This window comes from Cupriavidus sp. 05N38 (genome assembly GCF_056397345.1).
Genome location: NZ_JBFTNF010000091.1, coordinates 1 through 23007 on the forward strand (window position 1 = coordinate 1; position 23007 = coordinate 23007).

The following is a 23007-nucleotide window of genomic DNA, read 5'->3' on the forward strand; positions in this document are numbered from 1 at the left end:
GCCCATCACCCTTCCGCTGTGGCTGGGCTGGCTGCTGATCAACGCGTTTCCCGACAGCGTGGAAGCATGCATCCAGTACAACGTGCCCTACACGCCCTTTCCCACGGACATCGACGAGTTGTGCGGCATGGCATCGCCGCAGGTGAACGACGATGCCTAGCATCATGGGGACCACACCATCTGCACGTTTAGGCGGTTGCTTCTTCACCGCCTCCATCGGCCCGGCCAAGCTGGAGCCAGAGGGGACGCCACAGTGAATAGCGGAGACCATCAAGCGGCTGCCGCCCAGCCTGCGCCTGGGCGGCACGCCGCTCTATCAGAGCCACACTACCGGTGAAAACGCCCAAGCCCGACGACGTGCGTCGCGATCCCACACTGGCCATGATGCCGCGACGGGGGCCGTTGCGGCATCAGGCACCGAAGGAATGACGCCGTTTCCACACGGCTTTTCCGAAACATCCGAGACCTGCGCGCCTTTTCCTGCGGCATTCTCCCCCGCAAGTGACAGCCCATAGACGGCCACCCCAGTCGGCGCCACAGGTACGCCGGCCGGCGGGTGATATCGCCTTGCCAGGAACTTGCCATGCCACGCCAGTCCGCCCTGCGCTTCACCTTCGCCGTCGTCGACAGGGTCGACTTCGAAGTCATCGCGTTCGATTTCGACGAAGCCCTCTCCGAGACCTTCCGTCTCGACGTGCAGCTGGCCCACGCCGGCCCCGCCATCCCGCGCATCGGCCAGGAGGTCATCGTCGACTTCTGGGACGGCGATCCTGACCAGCCGGTCATCACCGGCCGCACGTACCGATCGAACCAGTTGCCGGCCTACGCGCTGCCGCGCCACAAGACCCGCATGACCATCAAAAGCCAGACCCACAAGGGCGAGGGCTACAACGAACTGCGCTTCGAGGACGAGAAAGTAGTTTGAGGATTACCACCGTGACCCTGCCCCTCAAAAAAGCACTTCAACCCGCGCATCCCAGTGAGAAGCCAAGGAATTGCGCCATTTCGCCGCCGTCGTGCCAGCGCGGCGTCCCGGTCTACCCCCTGCGCTACGGCATCGCTGACAAGGGCTTCGAAGCCGCAGTCTTCCCGACACTCAGCGTGAAAGGCTATCCGGAACTAAAGGGCAGCAAGGCGTATGGCCTGCGTGTATTGCGTCCTGGCACTTATGTCTACCTGTTCTATTACCAGAACAGCCGCATGTGGACCCAGCACTACCAGGTCACCAGCGACGTGCGCTTCGCGCCCATCTGGTGGACCGAGGCGGATGCCAACGACGACACACCCGGACGTTATGCCCGCCCCGATACCGTCGGCGCCAGACCCTACCTGCTGGCGCCGGAAACAGAAGTGGCCAACACCGTCTACCTCATGGTCAGCGAAACCCTGTTGAGCCACGCCCGACTCTGGCGCATCGAAACCAATAAGGATGGTATCCGCGACAAGCTAGCGACCCAGCTCTCCCCTGCCGGTGACCCCAGACAGCGGCATGTCTTCGACGCGGTGCATCTCGCAACAGCCACGCCGGAACTGGTGACGCCGGCCATCTCCGGCCGCGCCCGGCCCTGTGCCTGGAGCGAGATTGCCCTGGGCGATCGCATCATGACGTACCAATCCATCTTGACCGGCATGTACGGTGCGTTGCCGCCGAGCGCAGATGGTGCCTCCGACAAGAGAGTCAAGCCCTTGGCGGCGGTGCTACAGGACCCTATCGGCATCACCAGCGAACTGGCCCACCTCACGGCCGTCGCGGCAGCCGAACGCCAAATCTATGAGATCGACAACAACCACGCCTACACCAGCGCCACCCTGATCAAGCAGTACCTCAGTAGTGTGCAAAAACAAACCACCAGTGAGTTCTACCTGAAGCGGCAACGACTCGTACGCTACTACGAAAGCGACAATGCCAACACCATCGATGGCAACGCCATGCCCTTCATCTTCGCCTACCAGCGCAAGATCAAAACGCTGCAAGAGACCCTGGACAAGTGCGCAGCGGACCTCGATGGCTGGGTCAAGACCGCAGGTAGCGCCATCGGCAAGGGGTGGAGCGATGGCCTCTTCGGCAAGGCCCTGTCCTGCTTTGACCTAGGTAGCCACCGCAACGCCCAGGACTATGAAAACGTCGTCGCCCGCTGCGCTGGCAGCCTGACCCACAGCGCCGCCGGCCGTGACAGCGTCCGCGATCTGGTCCTGGCCGACCATCGCAGCAGCCCGGTCTGGCTGGCACTGGCACATGGCATACCGGAGCTGCACGCCAACTTCACCAATCCCGATATTCTGAAGCAAGCGCTGGATACCGGTGTAGCGGCATTCGCCCCGATCTTCCAGTTCAATATCAGCCACCCAGCCACACCTCATTCCGACGCGCTGATCAACCTGATGCTTCCGCTCCTGGCAGACAAGACCCTTCCGGATGCCAAAGCAGATCTTGTCGCCCGGCGCGTGCGCCTGTTCGCCGAGATCCGTGTCGGCAGCACCGTCGTCACCTACCGCGTGACGAGCGCTGAAGCCAATCGCCAATATGCCCAGTTCCGCGGCGAGCAGCACATGAACACCGAGCAATTGAGGAAATGGGGCATCACCGTGAAGCGGGAACTGCGAGGCCAGCCCGCCACCACGCTGCTCTATGAAGAAGTACCCAAGGGCGCCGGCAAGGACTACATCAGCCCCGCGCCCGCCGGCGAAGGCCAGAAGTTCAGGCTGGAGGGCAATATATTCCAGCGTACCCTGCAACGCCTGCAGGGGAGCCGAGCCTATGCCGCCACGCAGAAGGGCATCGTGGCCGGGGAGTATGCGGTGACGGGAGTGGCGGCAGTTTCGGCAGTTATGTCTCTTAGGTCATCGCTTAAGGATTTCGCACAGGGGAAAATGACATCGGGTGATGCCTCCAAACGAGCGACATCCATAGTGGCCGCTTTTGCGGCAATTTCGGCTGTCCTAAGCGCCAGCTACTACATCAAAGGCGACATTCTTCAACTCAGAGGATTAGCGAAAGGCGGAGCACTCAATGTCGTGCGCGGTAGTCAGGAGGTAATCGCCGCTCRTACTCTCGCGACAAAGTTCGGAGCGGGGGCGGCATTCTTAAGCGCTGCAGCAGACCTCCTGCGTGCTAGCAAAGCATACGGAAGTGAACAGAATACCGAAGCCGCCAAGATGTTCATGGCCTCCGCGGGTTGCGGTACGTTGGTCGGTGCGAGTCTTCTGCTAAATGCCGTGGGCGTCACGCTCAGCTTTATGGGCCCTGTGGGCTGGCTGATCTTGGCCGCTGTGGCGACAGTCGGCGTCACCTACTTCTCAATACAAGCAGCCATGGCCAGGTTCCAGCCCGATGAGGTCTGGCTGGCTCATAGTTTCTGGAGCCAAGGCGACGCACGCTACCGCTTCAAGACCCTGGAGGACGAGTTGGCGGCCTTCCACGGCGCAATTTACGGAGTGCGTGTCGTGGCCGATTGGGACAGCCCTGCCAGCGCCGTACCTTTTAGCCTGGGCAACATTGCCTGGCGAACAGCCTTGCCCCTGTATGGCCTATGGCAAGACGCTCAAGCACTGCACCGCGAGGTCGCCGCCGAAGGGGTAGGCACACTCTCTATTTCGCTGAGCTTACCCAGCTATCGGGAAATCAAAGACCAAAGCGATGAGACCGACAAAGCAACCGCCGCCGTAGCGGCCACGGCAGATGCCGCTGCACGCTTCCAGAAAGAGTTGCGTGTCTACCGTGGCAAAAAACCCCTGCGTCAGGTGGAAGGCCCCATCGTGACCTCACCGGAGTATCGCTTCCCCTACGACGACGAATGCCTGATTGCCAGTAGCGATGCCGTGCGCGATGGCACCCGCGTGCTGACGTGGCGCATCAGCATGCGCGCCGACGCGCGGGTCGAACTGGACTATTGCTATCGGCCCGATCCCAAGGACCAGCCCATGCTGGCCTTGATGCCGCAACGGGAGCCGCTGGAGTTCACCCGCGGCACCTGGCTGACCGATCCTATCGATAGCGATCTGCTTGAGCCGGTCAAGGTGTCCAGATGACGATACGACCCCCCTCCCCAGCGCGGCCTACGTTTGCCAACGCCCAGCGGAAATGGCGCCTGTTTCGCTCGGCATGTACGACCCTACCACTAGAGCCCGATCCGAGTGTTAAACCGACCATTACCATCCTTCGTTCGAGCGAACATTGCATAGTACTGACAGCGGATACTCTTCAGCGAAACGACACAACAATATCGTGGCACATGGGGGCGCTTATTACTTTTGGCGCTTTTATGATCATTGGCGTCGGACTGTTGCAGTCAAACACGGATTCACCACTCCCGTTTTGTTTCGCCGCGATACTCCCGATCGCGTATCTACTGGTAATTAGTTTATCACGTATGCTGAGTTATCGACTTCGCTATCGCAATTCAGCTGTGCGGGTCGATCGCAAGGCGAAAAGGATTTACTTCGCCCCGTATCCGGATGAAAGTCCTGATTCTCTTTGGACTCTCGATTGGGACGAGTTATTGGCCATCGATTACTATCGAGGCAAAGGCCAAGGCTATTTATATCTTGTTGGATACACGTCAAACCTAACGGAACGCGAACTTGTCAAAGTCCCCATCATCGGGGCTCATATCGGCTACCACAATGAATCAACGTGGACATGGTTGCAACGGTATATGGCGGGAGACCCAAACCTCCCGTCCCCCACCGTGGAGTCCCCACCACGCACCTGGCGCGATGTACTGCTGCGTTACGGCGGTCGCTGGGTGCTCGCCTCCTTCACCGATCCAAAGCGCCGCTGGTGGCTACCGCTCACCCTCTGGGTGGACCTCGCCATCGTGCTGCTGGTCATGCCGGTGATGGCGCTCCCCCAACTCATCATCCTCACCTACCCGGAACCTCAGTTTCCGCCGGAGAACGACCGCCTGTGCGGCTTCGCCGACGAGGATAGCGATCATCGTGCCTGACCTCCAACGGCGACCCACGCTCGCCGAGATCCAGCGGAAATGGCGTCAATTCAGATCCGCAAGCAATCTATTGTCTTCCGAGATAAATCCCAATTCCATCCCGGGAATCTCCATTCTTCGGAAAAGCGAGCACGGAATCGAATTGATCTCGGAAACCATGCAGAGAAACAATGAGGGGCTGACTCTGAGGATCAGCTTGCTGCTTAGCATCACACTAATACTCGGAGCGACACTGAGCCACTCACGGGATAATACGACTTATTTCCTTGTGATCAGCCTCTCCTGCCTTGCATTTGGATTTTCCGGATTCCTATCGGCGCGACTCATTGGACCACGCTTCCGCTATCGATCTAGCCGAGTTCGTATTAATAGAAAAACTCAGAAAATCTACTATTCACCTTACCCAGAAGAGGGCAATGAAGAACTTTTGGTTATGGAGTGGAACCACATCCAAGCACTCGCCTATTCAACAGGAAGAAGCGCGCCGTATTTGTACCTCATCGGATATACAAGCAACACACCAGAGCCCAAGCTGGCCAAAATTCCCATAGTTGCGGACTATAGAATTTCCATTGACTCTGTATTAGTTCTCCCTACCGATTGTAGATGGGCTTGGCTGCAACGGTATATGACAGGAGATCCGAGTCTCCCGGCCCCCACCGTGGAATCGCCACCACGCAGTTGGCGCGATGTACTGCTGCGTTACGGCGGTCGCTGGGTGCTCGCCTCCTTCACCGATCCAAACCGCCGCTGGTGGCTTCCGCTCACCCTTTGGGTGGACCTCGCCATCGTGCTGCTGGTCATGCCGGTGATGGCACTCCCCCAACTCATCATCCTCACCTACCCGGAACCTCAGTTTCCGCCGGAGAATGACCGGCTGTGCGGCTTCGCCGACGAGGAACGCAATGATCGCGCCTGACTTCCAACGGCGGTCCACGTTTGCCGATATCCAGCGGAAACGGCATCGGTTTCGGTCGGCGAGCAATTGGTTTCCCTATGCGATGGATGAAAGCACACAAGTCTCCACGCAGTTTCGGCTGAATGGAAAATAATGGCAATCGCCTGGTTATGGACACCGAACAGTAAACCCGAGACGGCCCCCGCCGTCAGTGACCAATACATCGCCATGGGCAGGCAGGTGCTGTGCCTGCGCAATCCATGGCCAGCGGACTCGGCATTCATGGGTAAGATGTACTCAACAACTATTTTTTCATGGGTAATTTATTTTATTTATTACCTATATGACGACCTAATAAAAATTAATACAGATTCAATTATCGCGATATCTCTTGTTTGCTTTCCGGTGCTGTTTTTATTTTTACCATCGCTTGCCTATAGAATCAACTTTATTAGTCGACAGTCAAATTTCTATTTCAACCGAATCACCCAGAAAGTATATTACCGCAAAGGAAAACTTCTGCACGTCGGCGAATGGAGTCGCGTGCAAGCGGGTATGCTGGGCCAAACGGAATACTCTGGCCGATCTTTCAGTACGAGCTATTCGCTTCTGCTCAATGTCTTTGGCACCGAACCAAGCAGCGAGCAGGCCCGCTTGATCGCAAAATCCTGGGCGCCCAACTACAACATCGCCATCGATAGCAACGAGCCCAGCGACCCTCGCACCATCTTTGTCGCCCAGGTCTGGGAATACATCCGCCAATTCATGGCTCATGGGCCGGATAACTTGCCGTTGCCGCACGCACCGCACTGGTGGAACGTGCCCCACAACAACCTCTGCCTGACACCAGCCCAATCGTGGCGCCACTACGCCCCCTGGCGGACAGGCGAGCCCGGCGAAGCGCAGGTAAAAAAATGGTGGCTGCTACCGTTTTGGGCCGCCCTCTTCCCTTACAACCTGTTCGCCGCCCTGTGCTGGTGGGCCACCTGCCGGCTGTTCAAGGTACGTCCCGCTACGCCACCCCCAGAAGCATTCGAGGGAGAAACGGGTCCGCTGGTCACGATAGAGATGGCCGCGCGCGGCATAAGGCCATGATGCACAAGACCCGAAACGAGGCAGGTCATGGCAATTGACTGGTTATGGTCGGCTCGCAGCAAGCCGGATGCGGCTCCCGCGATTGGGGATYAGTATGTGGCCATGGGTCGGCATGTACTCTGTTTGCGAAACCCTTGGCCAGCGGACTCCGCCTTCATGGGTAAAATTTACGCTACAGGAATAATATGCGCGGCCGCATTCCTAATTTACTACCTTGCAAAAAACATATCGTACGAATCACGACTCGATAAGTCATTATTCATTGTCATTTTATTTCTATCTCTATTTTCATTCGCACTTCTTTATCTACGAATACATTTAATAAAAAGCAGATCCAATTTTTATTGGAACCGACAAAATAAATACATGTATTACCGTGAAGGAAAATATCTCCTCGTTGGAGACTGGAGCAGTGCCAAGGGAGGCATGCAATCAAAGATGGAATTCACCGGACGCGCGGTTAGCGTTACCCATTCGCTGATACTGCATATGCTCAATCAAGGACCGCCGGCCTCTCCGTCGAAGCCCGCGCCGGAGGCCATGTTCATAACGATAGATGGGAACGACCCCAGCGATGCACGTGTCGCTCACGTTGCCCAGGTTTGGGAGTACATCCGCCATTTCATGGCCCAGGGACCGAGTGATCTGCCGCTGCCTCCGGCGCCCCACTGGTGGAATATCCCTCACAACAATATCTGCCTGACTCCGCGTGAAGCGGTACGTCACTACGTTCCGTGGCGCACTGGCGAGCCCGGTGAAATGCAAGGCAAGAAGAACTGGATGCTTCCCTTCTGGGCGCTGCTATTCCCCTACAACCTGTTCGCCGCCCTGTGCTGGTGGGCCGCCTGCCGCCTGTTCARAGTACGTCCCGCTACGCCACCCCCAGAAGCATTCGAGGGAGAAACGGGCCCGCTGGTCACGATAGAGATGGCCGCACGCGGCGTAAGGTCATGAGGGCTAAGGCGGAACCTTGCATGGCGTTTTCTGAGAATGAACGCGCAGCCCTACTGGCCGTGAAAGGCGTAGGCTCCACGGTCGTGGCCCGGCTGGAACAGATGGGCCTCCGCTCGCTGGCGCAGCTTACTGCGGCAAGCGTCACCGACATCGTCACTACCGCTGCAGGCCTGATCGGCTCGACGTGCTGGAAAACAGCCCGCAGGCACTCGTGGCCATACAGCGTGCCATCGAACGAGCGAAGTGCTACCCGCCTTGGCGTTGCCAGAGCCGATGCCCATCAGCACGGATGCGCGCCGACCTTACCCACCTGGAGTCCCCTCATGGTCGCCTTCTCTCGCCGTCCCGGCGAATCCTGCGTGATCGGGGACGCGGTCACGCTAGAAGTCCTGGATATCGACCACGGAGAAGTTCGCTTCGGCATGGTCGCCCGCAAGGACATTCGTATCCTTCGCGGCGAAGCGCGGCGGCCACGCGCCGGCGACGGAGACCGATTACTACTGGCCGTCCATGCTCGTCGTCATCCTTCGAGTCAGAGAGATTTCTTGCTACCTGATGCGACAACGGGCGGAGCAATCGTCGGCTCCACGGAAGGCGATGTTGCCTCTCCACGTCTCTGTGCAAACTCGTCGTCAAGTTCAACCGATGCGCGGCGTAACAGTCGCTCCGCTTGGGCACGGTCTTTCGTGTGCAGACTGCGGACAATCTCTTGCCTGCCATACTGCTGAATCAAGTCTTGGGGAATTTTGCGGCGAAGATAGCAGACACTGCCGCGTCGTGAGGTGGGTTGCCATCGGATACTCCACCAGTCCATGTGTAGCACCCGCATGGCTGTGTAGCAGTCCGGACAGACCCACAAAAAACAAAACCCCGGAAGACCGCAATCTTCCGGGGTTTCGCCGCCAATAATGGCGGAGACGGAGGGATTCGAACCCTCGATCCAGGTTTTGGCCCGGATGCTCCCTTAGCAGGGGAGTGCCTTCGACCTCTCGGCCACGTCTCCCAAACCTGCCGTTGTGTGAGGGAGGCCACACAACGAAGCGCGTATTCTATCGAGGTGTTTTGATTTGGTCAACGAAGTTTCGATCACCAATCACAAAAAATTTGTGCACCCCGACAGAATCACCGGCGGGCCGCATGCGGCCTGCCGAGCCGGATCACGCCTGATCCAGTTCGAACACCTTGTGCAGCGCGCGCACGGCGAGCTCCATGTACTTCTCGTCGATCAGCACCGAGATCTTGATTTCCGAGGTGGAGATCATCTGGATGTTGATGCCTTCTTCGGACAGCGTGCGGAACATCTTGCTGGCGATGCCGACGTGCGAGCGCATGCCCACGCCGACCACCGATACCTTCGATACCTTGGGGTCGCCCGATACGCTGGCGGCGCCGATATGGCCCTTCACGCCGTCGTTCAGGATCGCCAGTGCGCGCTGGTATTCGCCGCGCGGCACGGTGAAGGTGAAGTCGGTCTTGCCGTCGACGGACTGGTTCTGGATGATCATGTCGACGTCGATGTTGGCGTCGGCGACCGGGCCCAGGATCTGGTAGGCGATGCCGGGCTTGTCGGGCACGCCCAGGACGGTGATCTTGGCCTCGTCACGGGCAAAGGCGATGCCGGAGATGACGGCTGCTTCCATTTCAGACTCTTCCTCAAAAGTGATCAGCGTGCCCGAGTGCATTTCCTTCTCGAGCGGCATCAGGGGGTCGGTCAGCGACGACAGCACGCGGGTCTTCACGCGATACTTGCCGGCGAACTCCACCGAACGGATCTGCAGCACCTTGGAACCGAGGCTGGCCATTTCCAGCATTTCCTCGAAGGTGATCTGGTCCAGGCGGCGGGCGTCCTCGACCACGCGCGGATCGGTCGTGTAGACGCCGTCCACGTCGGTGTAGATCAGGCATTCGTCGGCCTCGATGGCGGCGGCGATGGCCACTGCCGAGGTATCCGAGCCGCCACGGCCGAGCGTGGTGATGTTGCCGTCGCCGTCGATGCCCTGGAACCCGGTGATGACGACCACGCGCCCGGCGTCGAGATCGGCCAGGATGCGCTCGTCATCGATCGATTCGATACGTGCCTTGGTGTAGGCCGAATCGGTCTTCACCGGCACTTGCCAGCCGGTGTAGCTGATGGCGTCGATGTCCTCGACCTGCAGCGCAATGGCCAGCAGAGCCACGCTGGCCTGCTCGCCGGTGGAGGCCAGCATATCCAGTTCGCGCGGGTTCGGCTGTGCCGAAATCTCCTTGGCGAGACCGAGCAGGCGATTGGTCTCGCCCGACATGGCCGAAGGCACCACGACTACGCGGTGACCGGCGCGATGCCATTTGGCAACGCGCTTGGCGACATTCTTGATGCGTTCCGGAGAACCCATCGAAGTGCCGCCGTATTTGTGAACGATGAGAGCCATCTTCTTGTCGACGCCAGCGATTGTGCAAAACCCCTGAAAATACACGAAGAGCTCCGCCGAGGCAAGGCGCAGGCGGCCTCACGGGGCGCAGGATCATGTGGAGCGAGGCTCGCACGCGCGGCATCGGCGCGTCGGCGCGACAGCGATTCCTGCGGCGCCTACCCGGCCGGCACGACGCCGGCGGGCCACTCGGACCATTCGATACGCCAGCGCGGCGACGCCGGCGCGCCGGGCCACCTGCGATGCATGCCGAGGCCGGCCGCAAACAGCAGTTGATCGCCTGCCCACAGCAGCGGCAGCCGCGCGCGCCGCGCCGCCGGCACGCTGGCTTCCTGATAGGCCTGCTTGAGCGCGCGCGCGGGGCCGCCCGGACGCAGCACGATGCGCTCCCCGCCCTGCCGCTGCGCCAGCCGCAAGGGCTGGCGCAACGCGGCCTCCGGCACGCCGAAGGTGTCGTCGCGCGTGAAGCGCAGCTCGCCACGCCAGCATGGCGCCGGCAGGCTCGCCTCGCCGCGCCACTGCATGGCGAGTTCCTGCGGCGAGAGATCGCCCTCGGCACGACAAGCCAGCACGTGCCCCTGGAAACGCCGCAAGACCAGCGCCTCGTGATGGATGGCAGGCTCGCCGCCGTCGTGCCGGATCAGTTGCGCGCGCATGGCGCACAGGCGCGCGGTCGATGGCGCCTGCGTGCCGAGCTCGCGCAGCCACAGGCGCAACACGGCATCGGCCTGCGCCGGCGACAGCGCACGCAGGCCGGCGAGATCGAGTTCGGCCACGGTGCCGGCATCGCGCGGCGGGCGCACCAGAGGGGCCATCCATTCCGTAGCGAGCGCATCGAGCAACTCGCCAGCCTGGGCCAGATGCGCGGCGGCCTGAGCCACATTGGCGCGCAAGGCGGGAAACGCCGCCGCCAGCGCCGGCATGTGCTGGCGCAGCGCGTTGCGGGCGAAACGCAGATCGTGATTGGAGGGATCGTCGATCCAGGGCAGCGCATTGGCCACGCAATAGGCGTCGATCTCGTCGCGCGCCACGTCCAGCCAGGGGCGCAGCAACACGATCTGCCGGTTCGTGCCCATGCGCCGCAGGCGCGGCATGCCGCCCAGCCCGGCCAGGCCGCTGCCGCGGAACAGGCGCAGCAGCACGGTCTCGGCCTGATCGTCCTGGTGATGCGCGAACAGCAACAGGGCCGCGCCGGCCTCGCCGCACATCGACTCGAGCGCGGCATAGCGCGCGCGGCGTGCGGCGGCCTCGAGGCCTTCGCCCTGCTGCTGGCTCACCACCACGCGGCGGCTGAAGAACGGGACCTGCCACTCGCGGCACAGCGAAGCGCAGAAGGCGTCCCACTCGTCCGCGGCCGCCTGCAGGCCATGATGCACATGCAGCGCCGCCACGCGCAGCGGCAGCGCGCCGGCCAACACCGCCGCGCGCAGCGCGTGCAGCAGCGCGACCGAGTCGCGCCCGCCCGACAGCGCCACCGCCACCGTGCCTGCCCGTCCGCCGTGGCCAGAAACAACAAAGGCCGCACCGGCCTGGAGAGCCTGTGCGACCTTGTCGGTCAAGCCGGCGGACGGGTCAGCCCGGTGCGCCGGATTCCTTGAACTTGCCATAGGCCAGCAGACGCTCATGACGGCGCGCCTGCAACTCCTTCACGCCCATGCCCTGGAACTGGCGCAGCGAATCGGCCAGTGAACGCTTGAGCATGGCCGCCATGCCCTTGGTGTCGCGGTGCGCGCCGCCCAGCGGCTCGCTGACGATCTTGTCGATCAGGCCGAGCGCCTTCAGGCGATGCGCGGTCAGGCCGAGCGCCTCGGCAGCTTCCGGCGCCTTCTCGGCGGTCTTCCACAGGATCGAAGCACAGCCTTCCGGCGAGATCACGGCGTAGGTGGAGAACTGCAGCATCTGCACCACGTCGCCCACGGCGATCGCCAGCGCGCCGCCGGAGCCGCCTTCACCGATGATGGTGGCGATCAGGGGCACCTTGAGCCCGGCCATCACATACAGGTTGTGGCCGATGGCCTCGGACTGGCCGCGCTCTTCCGCATCGATGCCCGGGAACGCGCCCGGGGTGTCGACGAAGGTGAAGATCGGCAGGCCGAACTTGTCCGCCAGCTCCATCAGGCGCTTGGCCTTGCGGTAGCCTTCGGGCTTRGGCATGCCGAAGTTGCGCAGCGCGCGCTCCTTGGTGTCGCGGCCCTTCTGGTGACCGATCACCATGCACGCCTGTCCGTTGAAGCGGGCCAGGCCGCCCACGATGGAGAGATCGTCCGCAAAAGTGCGGTCGCCGTGCAGTTCGTGGAAATCGGTGAAGATCTCCCGCACATAGTCGAGCGTATAGGGACGCTGCGGATGCCGGGCGATCTGCGCCACCTGCCATGGGGTCAGGTTGGCGTAAATGTCTTTGGTCAGCTGCTGGCTCTTGCCGGCCAGCCGCGAGATTTCTTCGGAGATGTCGACAGCCGAATCGTCCTGCACAAAACGCAGTTCTTCGATCTTTGCCTCGAGTTCGGCAATGGGCTGCTCAAAATCCAGGAAGGTGGTTTTCATGAGAATCACACGTACCCGTCTGTGAAGGGGCGGATTCTACCGGAATTCGCCCCCAAAACCGCAAGTCTGCGGATGCAGTCTCGCGCACTTCCCCGTAAATTCTGTGCCCTTTCAGGCTAATAGGTCACCGGCAGCGGGTCAAGGCTGCGCCACATGTACCAGGTGGCGACGGTGCGCCAGGGCTCCCAGTTGGCGGCAACCTCGCGCGCTTCGCTGCGCGTGACGGGTTCGCCGCTGAAATAGTTGGCCGAAATGGCGTTGATCAGCCCGACATCGTCGAGCGGCAACACGTTGGGCCGCATCAGATTGAACATCAGAAACATCTCGGCAGTCCAGCGACCGATGCCGCGGATCTGCGTGAGCTCCGCGATGACGGCTTCGTCGTCCATCTCCGCCCAGTTGCCCACATGCACACGGCCGGCCTTGAAGTGCTCGGCGAGATCGACGATGTACTCTGCCTTGCGCCGCGACAGGCCGCAGGCAGCCAGGTTTTCGTGCCCGGCCTTGAGCATCTGCGCCGGGGTGAGCTTCGGACAGAGCGCGGCCAGCCGTTCCCACACGGTCTGCGCGGCCTTCACCGAAATCTGCTGGCCGACCACGGAACGGGCCAGCGTGATGAAGGGATCGCCGCGCGAGATCAGGTGCGCCGGGCCGTAGGTCGGGATCATCTTGCGCAGGATACGGTCGCGCTTCATCAGGTCGGCGCAAGCCTCGTCCCAGTACGCGGGACGCACCGCGTCCACCACGGTCTCGACCGGCAGCGGCACTGCCTGCGCCTCGGGCAAGGCGGGCACCTTGCCCGCGCGTGCGCCGGCCTTGGGTGCGGCCTTCACCGGCTTGGCGGCGGGCTTCGCTGCGGGCTTCGCTGCGGTCTTGGCCGCGGTAGTTGCCTTGAGCGGCTTTGGCGCTGCCGGCTGCCCGGCCTTGGCGGCCGCGGCAGTCTTGGCGGGCGCCGCGGGCGGCGCCGTCTTGCGCACGGCAGCGTTCAAGCGCGCCTCCACTCGGTGGCACCGCCCGGCTTGTCTTCGAGGATCACGCCGCCTGCCAGCAGTTCGGCGCGGATGCGGTCGGCCTCGGCGAAATCGCGGCCGGCCTTGGCTTGCTTGCGCGCGGCGATCAGCGCCTCGATCTGCCCGGGCTGCAGGCCGTCGGCGGCCGTGCCGCCTTGCAGGAAGGCATGCGCGTCGCGCTCGAGCAGGCCCAGCGTGGCACCCAGGCCCTTGAGCTGGCGCGCCATCTGCGGCGAGCCGGTGCGGTTGACTTCGCCGGCAAGGTCGAACAGCACGGCCATGGCGATCGGGGTGTTGAAGTCGTCGCCCATGGCTTCGACGAAGCGCCTGGCGTGCGCCTCTTCCCAGTCGAGCGGCTCACCATCGGGCTGCACATCCTTGAGCGCGGTGTACAGGCGCGTTAGCGAATGGCGTGCGTCGTCGAGATGGGCATCGCTGTAGTTCAGCGGGCTGCGGTAGTGCGCACGCAGGATGAAGAAGCGCACCACTTCGGCGTCGTACTCCTTGAGCACGTCGCGGATGGTGAAGAAGTTGCCGAGCGACTTCGACATCTTCTCGTCGTTCACGCGCACGAATCCGTTGTGCATCCACATATTGACGAAGGTCTGGCCGCTGGCCCCCTCGGACTGCGCGATCTCGTTCTCATGGTGCGGGAACTGCAGGTCGGCGCCGCCGCCATGGATGTCGAAATGCTCGCCGAGCAAGGCGCAGCTCATGGCCGAGCATTCGATATGCCAGCCCGGGCGGCCGGCGCCCCACTTCGACTCCCACTTGCTTTCGGCGGGCTCGCTCTCCTTGGCCGACTTCCACAGCACGAAGTCCAGCGGATCGTGCTTGGCCTCGTTGGTCGCCACGCGCTCGCCCGCGCGCAGGTCTTCCAGCGACTTGCCCGACAAGCGGCCGTAGTTCGGGAACTTGCGTACCGCGTAGTTCACGTCGCCATCGCTGGCGTGATAGGCCAGCCCGCGCGCCTCCAGCTTGCCGATGATGTCAAGCATCTGCGGCACGTAGTCGGTGGCACGTGGCTCGTGGTCCGGGCGCTGGATGCCAAGCGCGTCGGCATCTTCGTGCATGTAGCGGATGAAACGGTCCGTCAGCGCGCCGATGGTCTCGCCGTTCTCCGCCGCGCGGCGGATGATCTTGTCGTCGATGTCGGTGATGTTCTGGACATAGGTCACCTCGTAGCCGGCGGTGCGCAGCCAGCGCTGCACCATGTCGAACACCACCATCACGCGCGCATGGCCAACGTGACAATAGTCGTACACCGTCATGCCGCAGACATACATGCGTACACGGCCGGGTTCGATTGGCACGAAGAGCTGCTTTTCACGCGCGAGCGTGTTGTAGATATTCAGTGGATACATGAAGCGAGGTGAATGGAAGAGAAATCCTGCCGGCGGCATGACAGGTTGCGACAGCTACGGCACAACACGGCAAAGCAAACGCAGCGAGACGACAAGGCGGCAACGGCGCGCCGTCTCCTGCACAACAGGCACAACAGGTACAACAGGCACAACGACACAACAGGCATGACAGCGGCGGCGGGAGCGCAGCGCATCGTCGTCGCACCACATTGTCACGCCATCCGCGGGTCCCGCATTTTGCGCCTGAGCAAATCCAGGCGCGACCCATATCTTACCGGAAGCGCCAATTCGCGGTGGCACGCCGCACGCCGCGCGGCGCACCACGGCAAAACGCGGTGCGCGTCAATACGCGGCCGGCATGCCCGCGCTTTGCTAGAATGCCGCGGAGTATAACGGACCGCCCTTACATGAGCCTGTTCCTGCCCACCTTGACATCTGCTTCATCCCAGCCCGCGCGCCGACGCATCGCGGCCGCATCGTTTGGCCTGGCGGCGATGCTGGCGGGCCTGCTTGGCGCGGCAGGGCCTGCCGGCGCGCAGAACGGCCCGCTCTCGCTGAGCGCGCCGGCCACGCCGCCTGGCGGCGTGCGTTCGGCGGACCCGGGCATGGCCGAAGCGGAGAAGGCGGCGTCGCAGAAGCGCTATGACGAGGCGATCAACCGCTTCGACCGCGTGCTGGCCACCAACCCGCGCAATGCGCAGGCGCGCTTCGAGCGCGCCTGGGCGCTGGCCCAGGCCGGGCGCGAGGATGAAGCCATCGCCGCGCTGTCGTCGATGGCCCAGGACTTCCCCGAGCTGCCCGAGCCGCACAACAACCTGGCGCTGCTGTACGCCAAGCGTGGCGACCTCAAGCGCGCCGAAGCGGAATTGTTGCTGGCGGTCGATGTCAAACCCGATTTCGCCGTCGGCTATGCCAATCTCGGCGATGTCTATCGCCGCCTGGCCGAAAATGCCTACCGCGATGCCTTGCGCCGCAACCCCAAGGACGCGGCAGCCGCGGCCGGCCTCAAGCAACTGGTGCCCGCCACGGCCACGCCGGCGGCAGCCGGCAGCGCGCGCAAGCCGGCCACCCGCGCCGGCGCCCCCGCGGCCGTGCCGGCCAGCGAAGCCGCTGCCGAGCCCGCCCGGTAGCACATTGCCCGACAGGCCCAACAGGCGCGGCGCCGCCGCCCTGCCCCTATGTTTCCCCGATCCACGGAGCCAAGCATGATCTTTTCGCGTCGCCTCGTCCTTGCCGGCATGTTCGCCGGTGCCCTGGCGCTGTCGCCGCTGGCCGCGCAGGCCCAGCAGACCAAAACCGAGCGGGTGCAGTTCGTCACCAGTGCCGGCAAGTTCACGCTCGAGGTCTACCCGGACGCCGCGCCCAAGACCGTCGCCAACTTCATGGAATATGTCAGGAGCGGCTTCTACAGCGGCACCATCTTCCACCGGGTCATCAACGGCTTCATGGTGCAAGGCGGCGGCTTCGACCGCGACATGAAGCAAAAGCCCACGCGCGCGCCGATCCAGCTCGAAGCGCAGAACGGCCTGAAGAACAAGGCCGGCACGGTGGCAATGGCCCGCACCAGCGATCCCAACTCGGCCACCGCCCAGTTCTTCATCAATGTGGTGGATAATTCCAGTCTCGACTATCCGCAGCCGGACGGAAACGGATACGCCGTGTTCGGCAAGGTGGTGGATGGCATGGATACCGTCGAAAAGATGAAGAGCGCGCCTACCACGTCATATGGCCCGATGCGCAATGTGCCGGCCACGCCGATCGTCATCGAGTCCGCCACGGTCGTCAAATAACGCCGGGCAATCACAACGCCAGGCAACCACCAGGCATCACCGAACAGAGGAAAGCAAATGTCCAAGGTAGAACTCCACACCAGCCAGGGTGTCATCACCATCGAACTCGAYGCCGARAAGGCGCCSAAGTCGGTTGAAAACTTCCTGTCSTAYGTGCGCAAGGGCCACTACGACAACACCGTTTTCCACCGCGTGATCAAGAACTTCATGATCCAGGGCGGCGGCTTCGAGCCCGGCATGAAGCAAAAGGGCACCGACGCCCCGATCGAGAACGAAGCCGGCAACGGCCTCAAGAACGACCGCTACACGGTTGCCATGGCACGTACCAACGCGCCCCACTCGGCCACCGCGCAGTTCTTCATCAACACGGTCGACAATGACTTCCTCAACTTCACCTCGCCGACCCCGCAAGGCTTCGGCTACGCCGTGTTCGGCAAGGTGACCGACGGCACCGACGTGGTCGAGACGATCAAGGGCGTGCGCACCGGCAGCGCCGGCTTCCACCAGGACGTGCCGCTCGAAGACGTGGTCATCGAAAAGGCCGTGGTGGTCGAGTAACGCCACGGCGATCCCCGGCGGGACGCACCGCCGGGCCCCGCGGGTCGCGGCTGTCGAGCCGTATTCTCTTTCCATGCACATGACCGTGACCCCCTCCATGCCGGCGGCCGGCGCCCTAGCGGTGCCCGCGCCGGCGTGGTTCATTTCCGACCTGCATCTCACCCCGGGCATGCCGCGCACGCTGGCGTCCTTCGAGCGCGTGCTCGCGCGCGCCGCACTGCAAGCGCGCGCCTTGTTCATCCTCGGGGATTTCTTCGAGTTCTGGGTGGGCGACGAGGAAACCGACAGCCCCTTCGCCGCACAGGTCGCGGCAAGGCTGCATCAGCTGGCCGGGCACGGCGTGCAGGTGTACCTGATGCACGGCAACCGCGATTTCCTGCTGGGGCAGCGCTTTGCGCGCGCTGCCGGGGCCACGCTGCTGCCCGACCCTACCGTGATCGACTGCGCCGGCCAGCGCGTGGCGCTCAGCCATGGCGACATGCTCTGCACGGACGACCAGCGCTACATGCGCTTTCGCCACTGGACTCGCAAGGCCTGGGTGCAGCGCGCCTTCCTCTCGCTGCCGCTGGCGCTGCGCCTGCGCGTGGCGCGCCGCCTGCGCGCCGACAGCGAGGCCGGCCGCGCCAACCAGGCGCGCCGCGACGCCCTGCCGGACTACGGCGACACTACGCCGCAAGCCGTGGCAGCGCTGCTGCACGCCAGCCATGCGCCGGTGCTGGTGCACGGCCACACCCACCGGCCCGCCCGCCACGAGAGCGCCGAAGGCGTGCGCTGGGTGCTGACCGACTGGGACCTCGACGGCAAGCGCCCGCGCGCCGCGGTGCTGCAACTCGACGCCGGCGGCTTCAGCGTGCTGCCACAACTGGACTGAGCCGCGGCGCCGCAGCCCCTACTTCATCACCTACTTCATCAGCTTGCGCAGCTCGCTCGCATCGAAACGGTCGTTGGGCGTGTTCTCGAGATGCTCGCCGAGCCGGTCCAGCGCCGCCAGCACGGTCTSCAGCCGCTCGTGCTGCTGCGCGGCGTTGTCGATCAGGCTCTTGAGCGCCAGCGAAACCGGATCGTCCGCGTTGGGCGTGATGCCGTAGGCGGAGAATTCCTGCTTGGCGCCCTGCTGGTCGCTGGGCGCATCCGGCAAGATGATGCGCGCCGGCACGCCGACCGCGGTGGCACCCGGCGGCACCGGCTTGAGCACCACGGCGTTGGAGCCAATGCGCGCACCTTCGCCGATGGTGTAGCCGCCCAGCACCTTGGCCCCGGCGCTCACCACCACGTTGGCGCCCAGCGTCGGATGCCGCTTCACGCCCTTGTACAGCGAGGTGCCGCCCAGGGTCACGCCCTGGTAGATGGTGCAGTCGTCGCCGATCTCGGCGGTCTCGCCCACCACTACGCCCATGCCATGGTCGATGAACACGCGCCGCCCCACCGTGGCGCCCGGGTGGATTTCGATCCCGGTGAGAAAGCGCGACCAGTGCGAGATCCACCGGCCCAGCCAGTGAAAGCCGGCGTTCCAGCAGGCATGCGCGCAACGATGGAACATCACGGCATGCAGCCCGGGATAGCAGGTCAGCACTTCGAGACGGCTGCGCGCGGCGGGATCGCGCCGCATGATGGCGTCGATATCTTCCTTCAGACGAGAGAACATCTTGGTCGTGTCGTGTTGCCACGCCGTGCGCCGCGCGCCCCGGTCCATCCGGGGGAAAACGCGATCGCCGGCATGGTCATTGGCCGGTGGGAACGGGAGCAGGGAGTGTAAGAGATTTGCTGCCCTGCTGCCGTCATGGACATTGACTGCGCAAGCGCCGCTGTCGCATCCGTGCCGTGGCACGGACACCCGCGGCGCCAGTCGTCAACATCGCTCTGGCACGTGGACCAGGCCGGTCATCAGGCGCCGCGCGCTGCTGCGCACCAGGGCGCGCTCCAGCGGTTGCGAAGTAGAGGCAGGGGCGGAAGCGGAGGAAGCGGCGGAGGCGATGGAGTCCGACTCCGAATAGTCGAGCACGATTTCCGCGGCAGGGAATGGCACGCCCGCCTCGCGCAAACCGGCGGCTTCCAGCGGATGGCCATTGCGGCAAGGTACGCGCGCCACGATGGCTTCGCCCGTGTTCTGCTGCCACATGCGCACGGTGGTGATGCTGTCGCGCGCCGGCACGAARCCGCGCCAGATCGCGAACGGCCCGACGGCCGCGGACAGGTCGTCGCAACGGCCCGACCAGTCGATCAGGGCCGCGCGGATTGCCACCGCGCCGAACAGGTAGTCCACGTCGCAGCCGGCATGCTGCGAACGGCGTACCAGCACGACATTGCCGGCACTGGAAGTGGCTCCGCCCAGGCCGTCGGCCTGCGTGCCATAAGGGTCGGGCGAGCCGATCACGCGCAGCAGCACGTCATCGCGCCCGGCGGGATCGGACGGCAGGTCGTCAGCCAGGAAGAACAGACCCTTGCTGGCGCCGCCCCGCATGTAGAAGGCAGGAATCTCCGCCACCGCTCACTTCTCCTGTTGGCCTGGCCCACTCCGGGAGCCAGGGACGCTGCCCTGCGAGGCCAGCAGCATGTGCTTGGCGATGCCACGCAGGATATTCACTTCCTCGCGCTCCAGCCCGCTGCGCGCCAGCAGCCGGCGCAGGCGCGGCATCAGCTTCTTCGGCGTGGCCGGGTCCAGGAAGCCGATCGCTTCGAGACCCGTCTGCAGATGGCCGAACATCGCCTCCACCTGCTCCGCCGTGGCCGGTTCGCCAGCATAGCCGATCTCGGCCTGCGGCGTGGCGCGCGGCTCCAGCAGCGCCAGGCGCATCTCGTAGGCCACCAGCTGCACGGCCTGGGCCAGGTTGAGCGAGGTGTAGGCCGGGTTGGCGGGGATATGGGTGACGGCCGAGCAACGGTCCACGGCCTCGTTGGGCAGGCCGAAACGCTCGTTGCCGAAGACGAAGGCCACATGGGCGCCCGGCGCGGGCATGCCCGGGACCGGGGCGGCCGCAAGCTGGAGGGCGATGCGCTGGCCGGCCTGTGCGGCGGCATCGCGCGGCAGCAGGCGCGGCGGCCCGAACTCGCGCTGGCGGGCCGTCAGCGCCACGGCATAAGCGGTACCGGACAGCGCGCTTTCGATATCGTCCACGATCACCGCGGCGGCCAGCACGTCGTCGGCGCCGCTGGCCATGGCCACGGCATCCGGGTGCGCGCGCACCTCCGGCTCGCGCGGCGAGACCAGCACCAGGCGGCCCGGCTCGGCGCCGAAACCCATGGTCTTGATCGCGCGCGCCACCGCGCCGACATTGCCGGGATGGCTGGTCTCCACCAGCACGAAGCGCACGGCGGCAAAGGCAGCGGGCGCATCGAGAGTCACATTGACTGCCTTGCGCGGCACGGCGGGGGCGTCGCCGGCGGCGGCACTCGTCTGGTTCAGCGGGTTCATATACAATCCAGGCTTCATCTTCGGTGCGCCGCCCGTCTCGCACGATCGCGACGCGCCCGTTCTTCTACAATTCGTTGTGTTGTCAGCCGCCCCCGGAGGGCAGCGCGCCGGCCTTTTGCGCCAGGCGGCGCACTCCTGGCCGGCCTGGAGAGATTCATGCATCCGATGCTAAATATCGCCGTCAAGGCGGCCCGCAAGGCAGGTTCCGTCATCAACCGCGCGTCGATGGACGTCGACCGGGTCCATGTTTCCCGCAAGCAGCACAACGATTTCGTCACCGAGGTCGACCGCGCCGCCGAGGCTGCGATCATCGAGATCATCCGCACGGCCTACCCGGAACACGCCATTCTAGCGGAAGAGTCCGGCCAGTCCTGGGCCGAGGGCGAAGAAACCAGCGAATACGTCTGGGTCATCGATCCGCTCGACGGCACCACCAATTTCATCCACGGCTTCCCCCAGTATTGCGTGTCCATCGCCCAGTTGCACAAGGGCGTGCCCGCGCAGGCCGTAGTCTACGACCCCACGCGTGACGAACTCTTCACCGCCAGCAAGGGCGCCGGGGCTTTCCTGAACAACCGCCGCATCCGCGTCTCGCGCCGCGACAAGCTGGCCGACTGCCTGATCGGCACCGGCTTCCCGTACCGTGACATGGAAGGTCTGGACCAGTACATGGAGCTGTTCGCCCTGATGACGCGCAGCTGCGCCGGCCTGCGCCGCCCGGGCGCTGCCGCGCTGGACCTGGCCTACGTGGCGTGCGGACGCACCGATGGTTTCTTCGAGCAAGGCCTCAAGCCCTGGGACATGGCCGCCGGCATGCTGCTGGTGACCGAGGCCGGCGGGCTGACCGGCAACTACGCCGGCGAAGCCCGCCAGCTGGAGCAAGGCGAAGTGCTGGCAGGCAACCCCAAGGCCTTCGCGCAAATGGTGCGCCTGCTGTCGCCATACTCGCTCGACAACGCCAAGCCCGCTAGGCCCGCCGCCTGAGCGCCTGCCAGCGGCCGCCGCCGAGCGCCACGCCCGCCCTCCACAGGGCGGGCGTTTTTGTTTGGGCGAACGTATTGTTGCGAGGCGTTTACCGGCGCATGATCCATATCAAGGCCGGCGGCTCCCCGCCGCTGCAGAATGAGGGCATGCGCTGCCGGCGCCCGTCGCACCCCCGACCGATCACCGCGCAGCCCGGATTCCCACCTGAAGGAGCCTCGCATGTTTCCCGAATTCCGCGAACTGATCTCGGTGCTCAAGGCGCAGGACGCGCACTTCGCCAGGCTGTTCCATCGCCACAATGACATGGACCAGGAGATCAAGAACATGGAAGCCAGGCTGGTGCCCGCCGACAGCGTGACCATCGAATCGCTCAAGAAGGAAAAGCTCCGGCTCAAGGACGAGCTCTACGGCATTCTGCGCAGGGCCTCGGCCTGAGCCGGCCACCCCCACGTCGTCCGTTCTTTCCAAAACACATACACACGCCCATGTTCCAACATATCCTGCTCCCCATCGACGGCTCCCCGCTCTCGCAGAAGGCTGTCGCCGCCGCCATCGAGTTCGCCCGCGCAACCGGCGCCAGGCTGACCGCCTATATGTGCGTGGAGGAATATCCCTTTCTGCAGTCCAGCGATGCCGGTCACGAGAAGCGCTCGGTATTCGAGCAACGTGTCGAGGCCGCGGCACGCAGCGATCTGGCACGCGTCGAAGCGGCCGCCGCGCTGGCCGGCGTGCCGTGCGCCGCGGTGACCTCCGTCTCCGCGGCGCCTTACCGCGGCATCATCGCCACCGCGACGGAACAGGGCTGCGACGTGATCTTCATGGCTTCGCACGGCCGCAGCGGCATCAGCGGCCTGCTGATCGGCAGCGAAACACAGAAGGTGCTCACCCACAGCACCATCCCCGTTCTGGTCTTCCGCTGAAGACGACACGCAGGCAGCGCCCCGGCTCCCCGGGCGCTCGCCCTGCGTCCCGGCAGCCGCGCCGGCCAGCCCGCGCCTCCAGACCTGGCGGCCGGTGCTGTACCATATCGCCCATCTTCCGAAA

General features: G+C 63.9%; 22 protein-coding genes, 1 tRNA gene and 1 pseudogene. 14 read left to right on the forward strand and 10 right to left on the reverse strand.

Annotated elements, in window-relative coordinates; genetic code table 11:
* Positions 1–583: 583 nt before the first annotated feature.
* The 7 genes and pseudogenes from AC1DK4_RS36885 to AC1DK4_RS36915 form a co-directional block, all read left to right on the forward strand.
* Complete coding sequence (locus AC1DK4_RS36885; RefSeq protein ID WP_441643395.1) at positions 584–925, forward strand: hypothetical protein; 342 nt, start codon at positions 584–586, stop codon at positions 923–925.
* 11 nt (positions 926–936) lie between these two features.
* Positions 937–4029, forward strand: a complete 3093-nt coding sequence (locus AC1DK4_RS36890) for a toxin VasX (protein ID WP_477132134.1) — start codon at positions 937–939, stop codon at positions 4027–4029.
* Between the two features lie 233 nt (positions 4030–4262).
* A complete protein-coding gene (locus AC1DK4_RS36895; RefSeq protein ID WP_441618922.1) occupies positions 4263–4946 on the forward strand; it encodes a DUF6708 domain-containing protein in 684 nt (227 codons plus the stop codon).
* The gene (locus tag AC1DK4_RS36900) at positions 4939–5865 is read left to right on the forward strand and encodes a DUF6708 domain-containing protein (RefSeq protein WP_441618921.1); all 927 of its coding nucleotides are present in this window, start codon (positions 4939–4941) and stop codon (positions 5863–5865) included. Before AC1DK4_RS36895 ends, AC1DK4_RS36900 begins: the two co-directional genes overlap by 8 nt.
* A gap of 132 nt (positions 5866–5997) precedes the next feature.
* Complete coding sequence (locus AC1DK4_RS36905; RefSeq protein WP_441618919.1) at positions 5998–6939, forward strand: hypothetical protein; 942 nt, start codon at positions 5998–6000, stop codon at positions 6937–6939.
* A 156-nt stretch (positions 6940–7095) separates the two neighbouring features.
* On the forward strand, positions 7096–7893 hold the full coding sequence (locus tag AC1DK4_RS36910) for a hypothetical protein (RefSeq protein ID WP_477132135.1): 798 nt from the start codon (positions 7096–7098) through the stop codon (positions 7891–7893).
* A 323-nt stretch (positions 7894–8216) separates the two neighbouring features.
* Positions 8217–8345 (forward strand): annotated as a pseudogene (locus tag AC1DK4_RS36915) (carbon storage regulator); the annotation flags it as partial.
* Between the two features lie 80 nt (positions 8346–8425).
* Here the strand turns inward: AC1DK4_RS36915 and AC1DK4_RS36920 are convergent.
* The 7 genes from AC1DK4_RS36920 to cysS all read right to left on the reverse strand — a co-directional run bounded on the left by AC1DK4_RS36920 (position 8426) and on the right by cysS (position 15219).
* Positions 8426–8722, reverse strand: a complete 297-nt coding sequence (locus tag AC1DK4_RS36920) for a DUF6538 domain-containing protein (protein WP_441650405.1) — start codon at positions 8720–8722, stop codon at positions 8426–8428.
* An 80-nt stretch (positions 8723–8802) separates the two neighbouring features.
* A tRNA-Ser gene (locus AC1DK4_RS36925) sits at positions 8803–8896 on the reverse strand.
* A gap of 154 nt (positions 8897–9050) precedes the next feature.
* On the reverse strand, positions 9051–10301 hold the full coding sequence (locus AC1DK4_RS36930) for an aspartate kinase (RefSeq protein WP_441618913.1): 1251 nt from the start codon (positions 10299–10301) through the stop codon (positions 9051–9053).
* Positions 10302–10459: 158 nt separating this feature from the next.
* A complete protein-coding gene (tilS, locus tag AC1DK4_RS36935; RefSeq protein WP_441618912.1) occupies positions 10460–11908 on the reverse strand; it encodes a tRNA lysidine(34) synthetase TilS in 1449 nt (482 codons plus the stop codon).
* Positions 11874–12845: an acetyl-CoA carboxylase carboxyltransferase subunit alpha gene (locus AC1DK4_RS36940; protein ID WP_441618910.1), complete on the reverse strand. Its 972-nt coding sequence runs from the start codon at positions 12843–12845 to the stop codon at positions 11874–11876. Before AC1DK4_RS36940 ends, tilS begins: the two co-directional genes overlap by 35 nt.
* A gap of 116 nt (positions 12846–12961) precedes the next feature.
* Positions 12962–13834 carry a DNA-3-methyladenine glycosylase family protein gene (locus tag AC1DK4_RS36945; RefSeq protein WP_441618908.1) on the reverse strand — a complete coding sequence of 291 codons (873 nt, stop codon included), beginning with the start codon at positions 13832–13834 and terminating at the stop codon, positions 12962–12964.
* Positions 13831–15219: a cysteine--tRNA ligase gene (gene cysS / locus AC1DK4_RS36950; protein WP_441618906.1), complete on the reverse strand. Its 1389-nt coding sequence runs from the start codon at positions 15217–15219 to the stop codon at positions 13831–13833. The genes AC1DK4_RS36945 and cysS overlap by 4 nt, the downstream gene beginning before the upstream one ends.
* Positions 15220–15626: 407 nt before the next feature.
* Here cysS and AC1DK4_RS36955 point away from each other — a divergent pair, with 407 nt between their 5' ends.
* From AC1DK4_RS36955 to AC1DK4_RS36970, 4 genes are all read left to right on the forward strand, one after another.
* Positions 15627–16349: a tetratricopeptide repeat protein gene (locus AC1DK4_RS36955; protein WP_441618904.1), complete on the forward strand. Its 723-nt coding sequence runs from the start codon at positions 15627–15629 to the stop codon at positions 16347–16349.
* 75 nt (positions 16350–16424) lie between these two features.
* Positions 16425–17009, forward strand: a complete 585-nt coding sequence (locus AC1DK4_RS36960) for a peptidylprolyl isomerase (RefSeq protein ID WP_441618902.1) — start codon at positions 16425–16427, stop codon at positions 17007–17009.
* A 57-nt stretch (positions 17010–17066) separates the two neighbouring features.
* Positions 17067–17567, forward strand: coding sequence for a peptidylprolyl isomerase (locus AC1DK4_RS36965; RefSeq protein WP_441618900.1), 501 nt, complete (start codon positions 17067–17069; stop codon positions 17565–17567).
* A gap of 79 nt (positions 17568–17646) precedes the next feature.
* Positions 17647–18438 carry a UDP-2,3-diacylglucosamine diphosphatase gene (locus tag AC1DK4_RS36970; RefSeq protein WP_441618898.1) on the forward strand — a complete coding sequence of 264 codons (792 nt, stop codon included), beginning with the start codon at positions 17647–17649 and terminating at the stop codon, positions 18436–18438.
* Positions 18439–18468: 30 nt separating this feature from the next.
* Here AC1DK4_RS36970 and cysE read toward each other — a convergent pair whose 3' ends face one another.
* The 3 genes from cysE to AC1DK4_RS36985 all read right to left on the reverse strand — a co-directional run bounded on the left by cysE (position 18469) and on the right by AC1DK4_RS36985 (position 20979).
* A complete protein-coding gene (gene cysE / locus AC1DK4_RS36975) occupies positions 18469–19212 on the reverse strand; it encodes a serine O-acetyltransferase (protein ID WP_477132136.1) in 744 nt (247 codons plus the stop codon).
* Between the two features lie 204 nt (positions 19213–19416).
* Positions 19417–20052, reverse strand: a complete 636-nt coding sequence (locus AC1DK4_RS36980) for a PrpF domain-containing protein (RefSeq protein WP_441618894.1) — start codon at positions 20050–20052, stop codon at positions 19417–19419.
* 3 nt (positions 20053–20055) lie between these two features.
* Complete coding sequence (locus AC1DK4_RS36985) at positions 20056–20979, reverse strand: RNA methyltransferase (protein ID WP_441618892.1); 924 nt, start codon at positions 20977–20979, stop codon at positions 20056–20058.
* Positions 20980–21135: 156 nt separating this feature from the next.
* On the opposite strand from AC1DK4_RS36985, the gene AC1DK4_RS36990 reads away from it, so the two are divergent.
* The 3 genes from AC1DK4_RS36990 to AC1DK4_RS37000 all read left to right on the forward strand — a co-directional run bounded on the left by AC1DK4_RS36990 (position 21136) and on the right by AC1DK4_RS37000 (position 22883).
* Positions 21136–21963 carry an inositol monophosphatase family protein gene (locus tag AC1DK4_RS36990; RefSeq protein ID WP_441618890.1) on the forward strand — a complete coding sequence of 276 codons (828 nt, stop codon included), beginning with the start codon at positions 21136–21138 and terminating at the stop codon, positions 21961–21963.
* A 219-nt stretch (positions 21964–22182) separates the two neighbouring features.
* Positions 22183–22398 (forward strand): HP1242/YdcH family protein, encoded by a 216-nt coding sequence (locus AC1DK4_RS36995; RefSeq protein WP_441618888.1) that lies wholly within the window; start codon positions 22183–22185, stop codon positions 22396–22398.
* Positions 22399–22448: 50 nt separating this feature from the next.
* Positions 22449–22883, forward strand: a complete 435-nt coding sequence (locus AC1DK4_RS37000) for a universal stress protein (protein WP_441618886.1) — start codon at positions 22449–22451, stop codon at positions 22881–22883.
* Positions 22884–23007 lie beyond the last annotated feature (124 nt).

Coding starts and splice junctions, on each gene's coding strand:
- AC1DK4_RS36905 (WP_441618919.1), top strand. CDS start 5,998: ATGGCAATCGCCTGGTTATGGACACCGAACAGTAAACCCGAGACGGCC.
- AC1DK4_RS36985 (WP_441618892.1), bottom strand. CDS start 20,979: ATGAACCCGCTGAACCAGACGAGTGCCGCCGCCGGCGACGCCCCCGCC.
- AC1DK4_RS36960 (WP_441618902.1), top strand. CDS start 16,425: ATGATCTTTTCGCGTCGCCTCGTCCTTGCCGGCATGTTCGCCGGTGCC.
- AC1DK4_RS36885 (WP_441643395.1), top strand. CDS start 584: ATGCCACGCCAGTCCGCCCTGCGCTTCACCTTCGCCGTCGTCGACAGG.
- AC1DK4_RS36970 (WP_441618898.1), top strand. CDS start 17,647: ATGACCGTGACCCCCTCCATGCCGGCGGCCGGCGCCCTAGCGGTGCCC.
- AC1DK4_RS36995 (WP_441618888.1), top strand. CDS start 22,183: ATGTTTCCCGAATTCCGCGAACTGATCTCGGTGCTCAAGGCGCAGGAC.
- AC1DK4_RS36955 (WP_441618904.1), top strand. CDS start 15,627: ATGAGCCTGTTCCTGCCCACCTTGACATCTGCTTCATCCCAGCCCGCG.
- AC1DK4_RS37000 (WP_441618886.1), top strand. CDS start 22,449: ATGTTCCAACATATCCTGCTCCCCATCGACGGCTCCCCGCTCTCGCAG.
- cysS (WP_441618906.1), bottom strand. CDS start 15,219: ATGTATCCACTGAATATCTACAACACGCTCGCGCGTGAAAAGCAGCTC.
- tilS (WP_441618912.1), bottom strand. CDS start 11,908: ATGGCAAGTTCAAGGAATCCGGCGCACCGGGCTGACCCGTCCGCCGGC.
- AC1DK4_RS36895 (WP_441618922.1), top strand. CDS start 4,263: ATGATCATTGGCGTCGGACTGTTGCAGTCAAACACGGATTCACCACTC.
- AC1DK4_RS36920 (WP_441650405.1), bottom strand. CDS start 8,722: ATGCGGGTGCTACACATGGACTGGTGGAGTATCCGATGGCAACCCACC.
- AC1DK4_RS36930 (WP_441618913.1), bottom strand. CDS start 10,301: ATGGCTCTCATCGTTCACAAATACGGCGGCACTTCGATGGGTTCTCCG.
- AC1DK4_RS36990 (WP_441618890.1), top strand. CDS start 21,136: ATGCATCCGATGCTAAATATCGCCGTCAAGGCGGCCCGCAAGGCAGGT.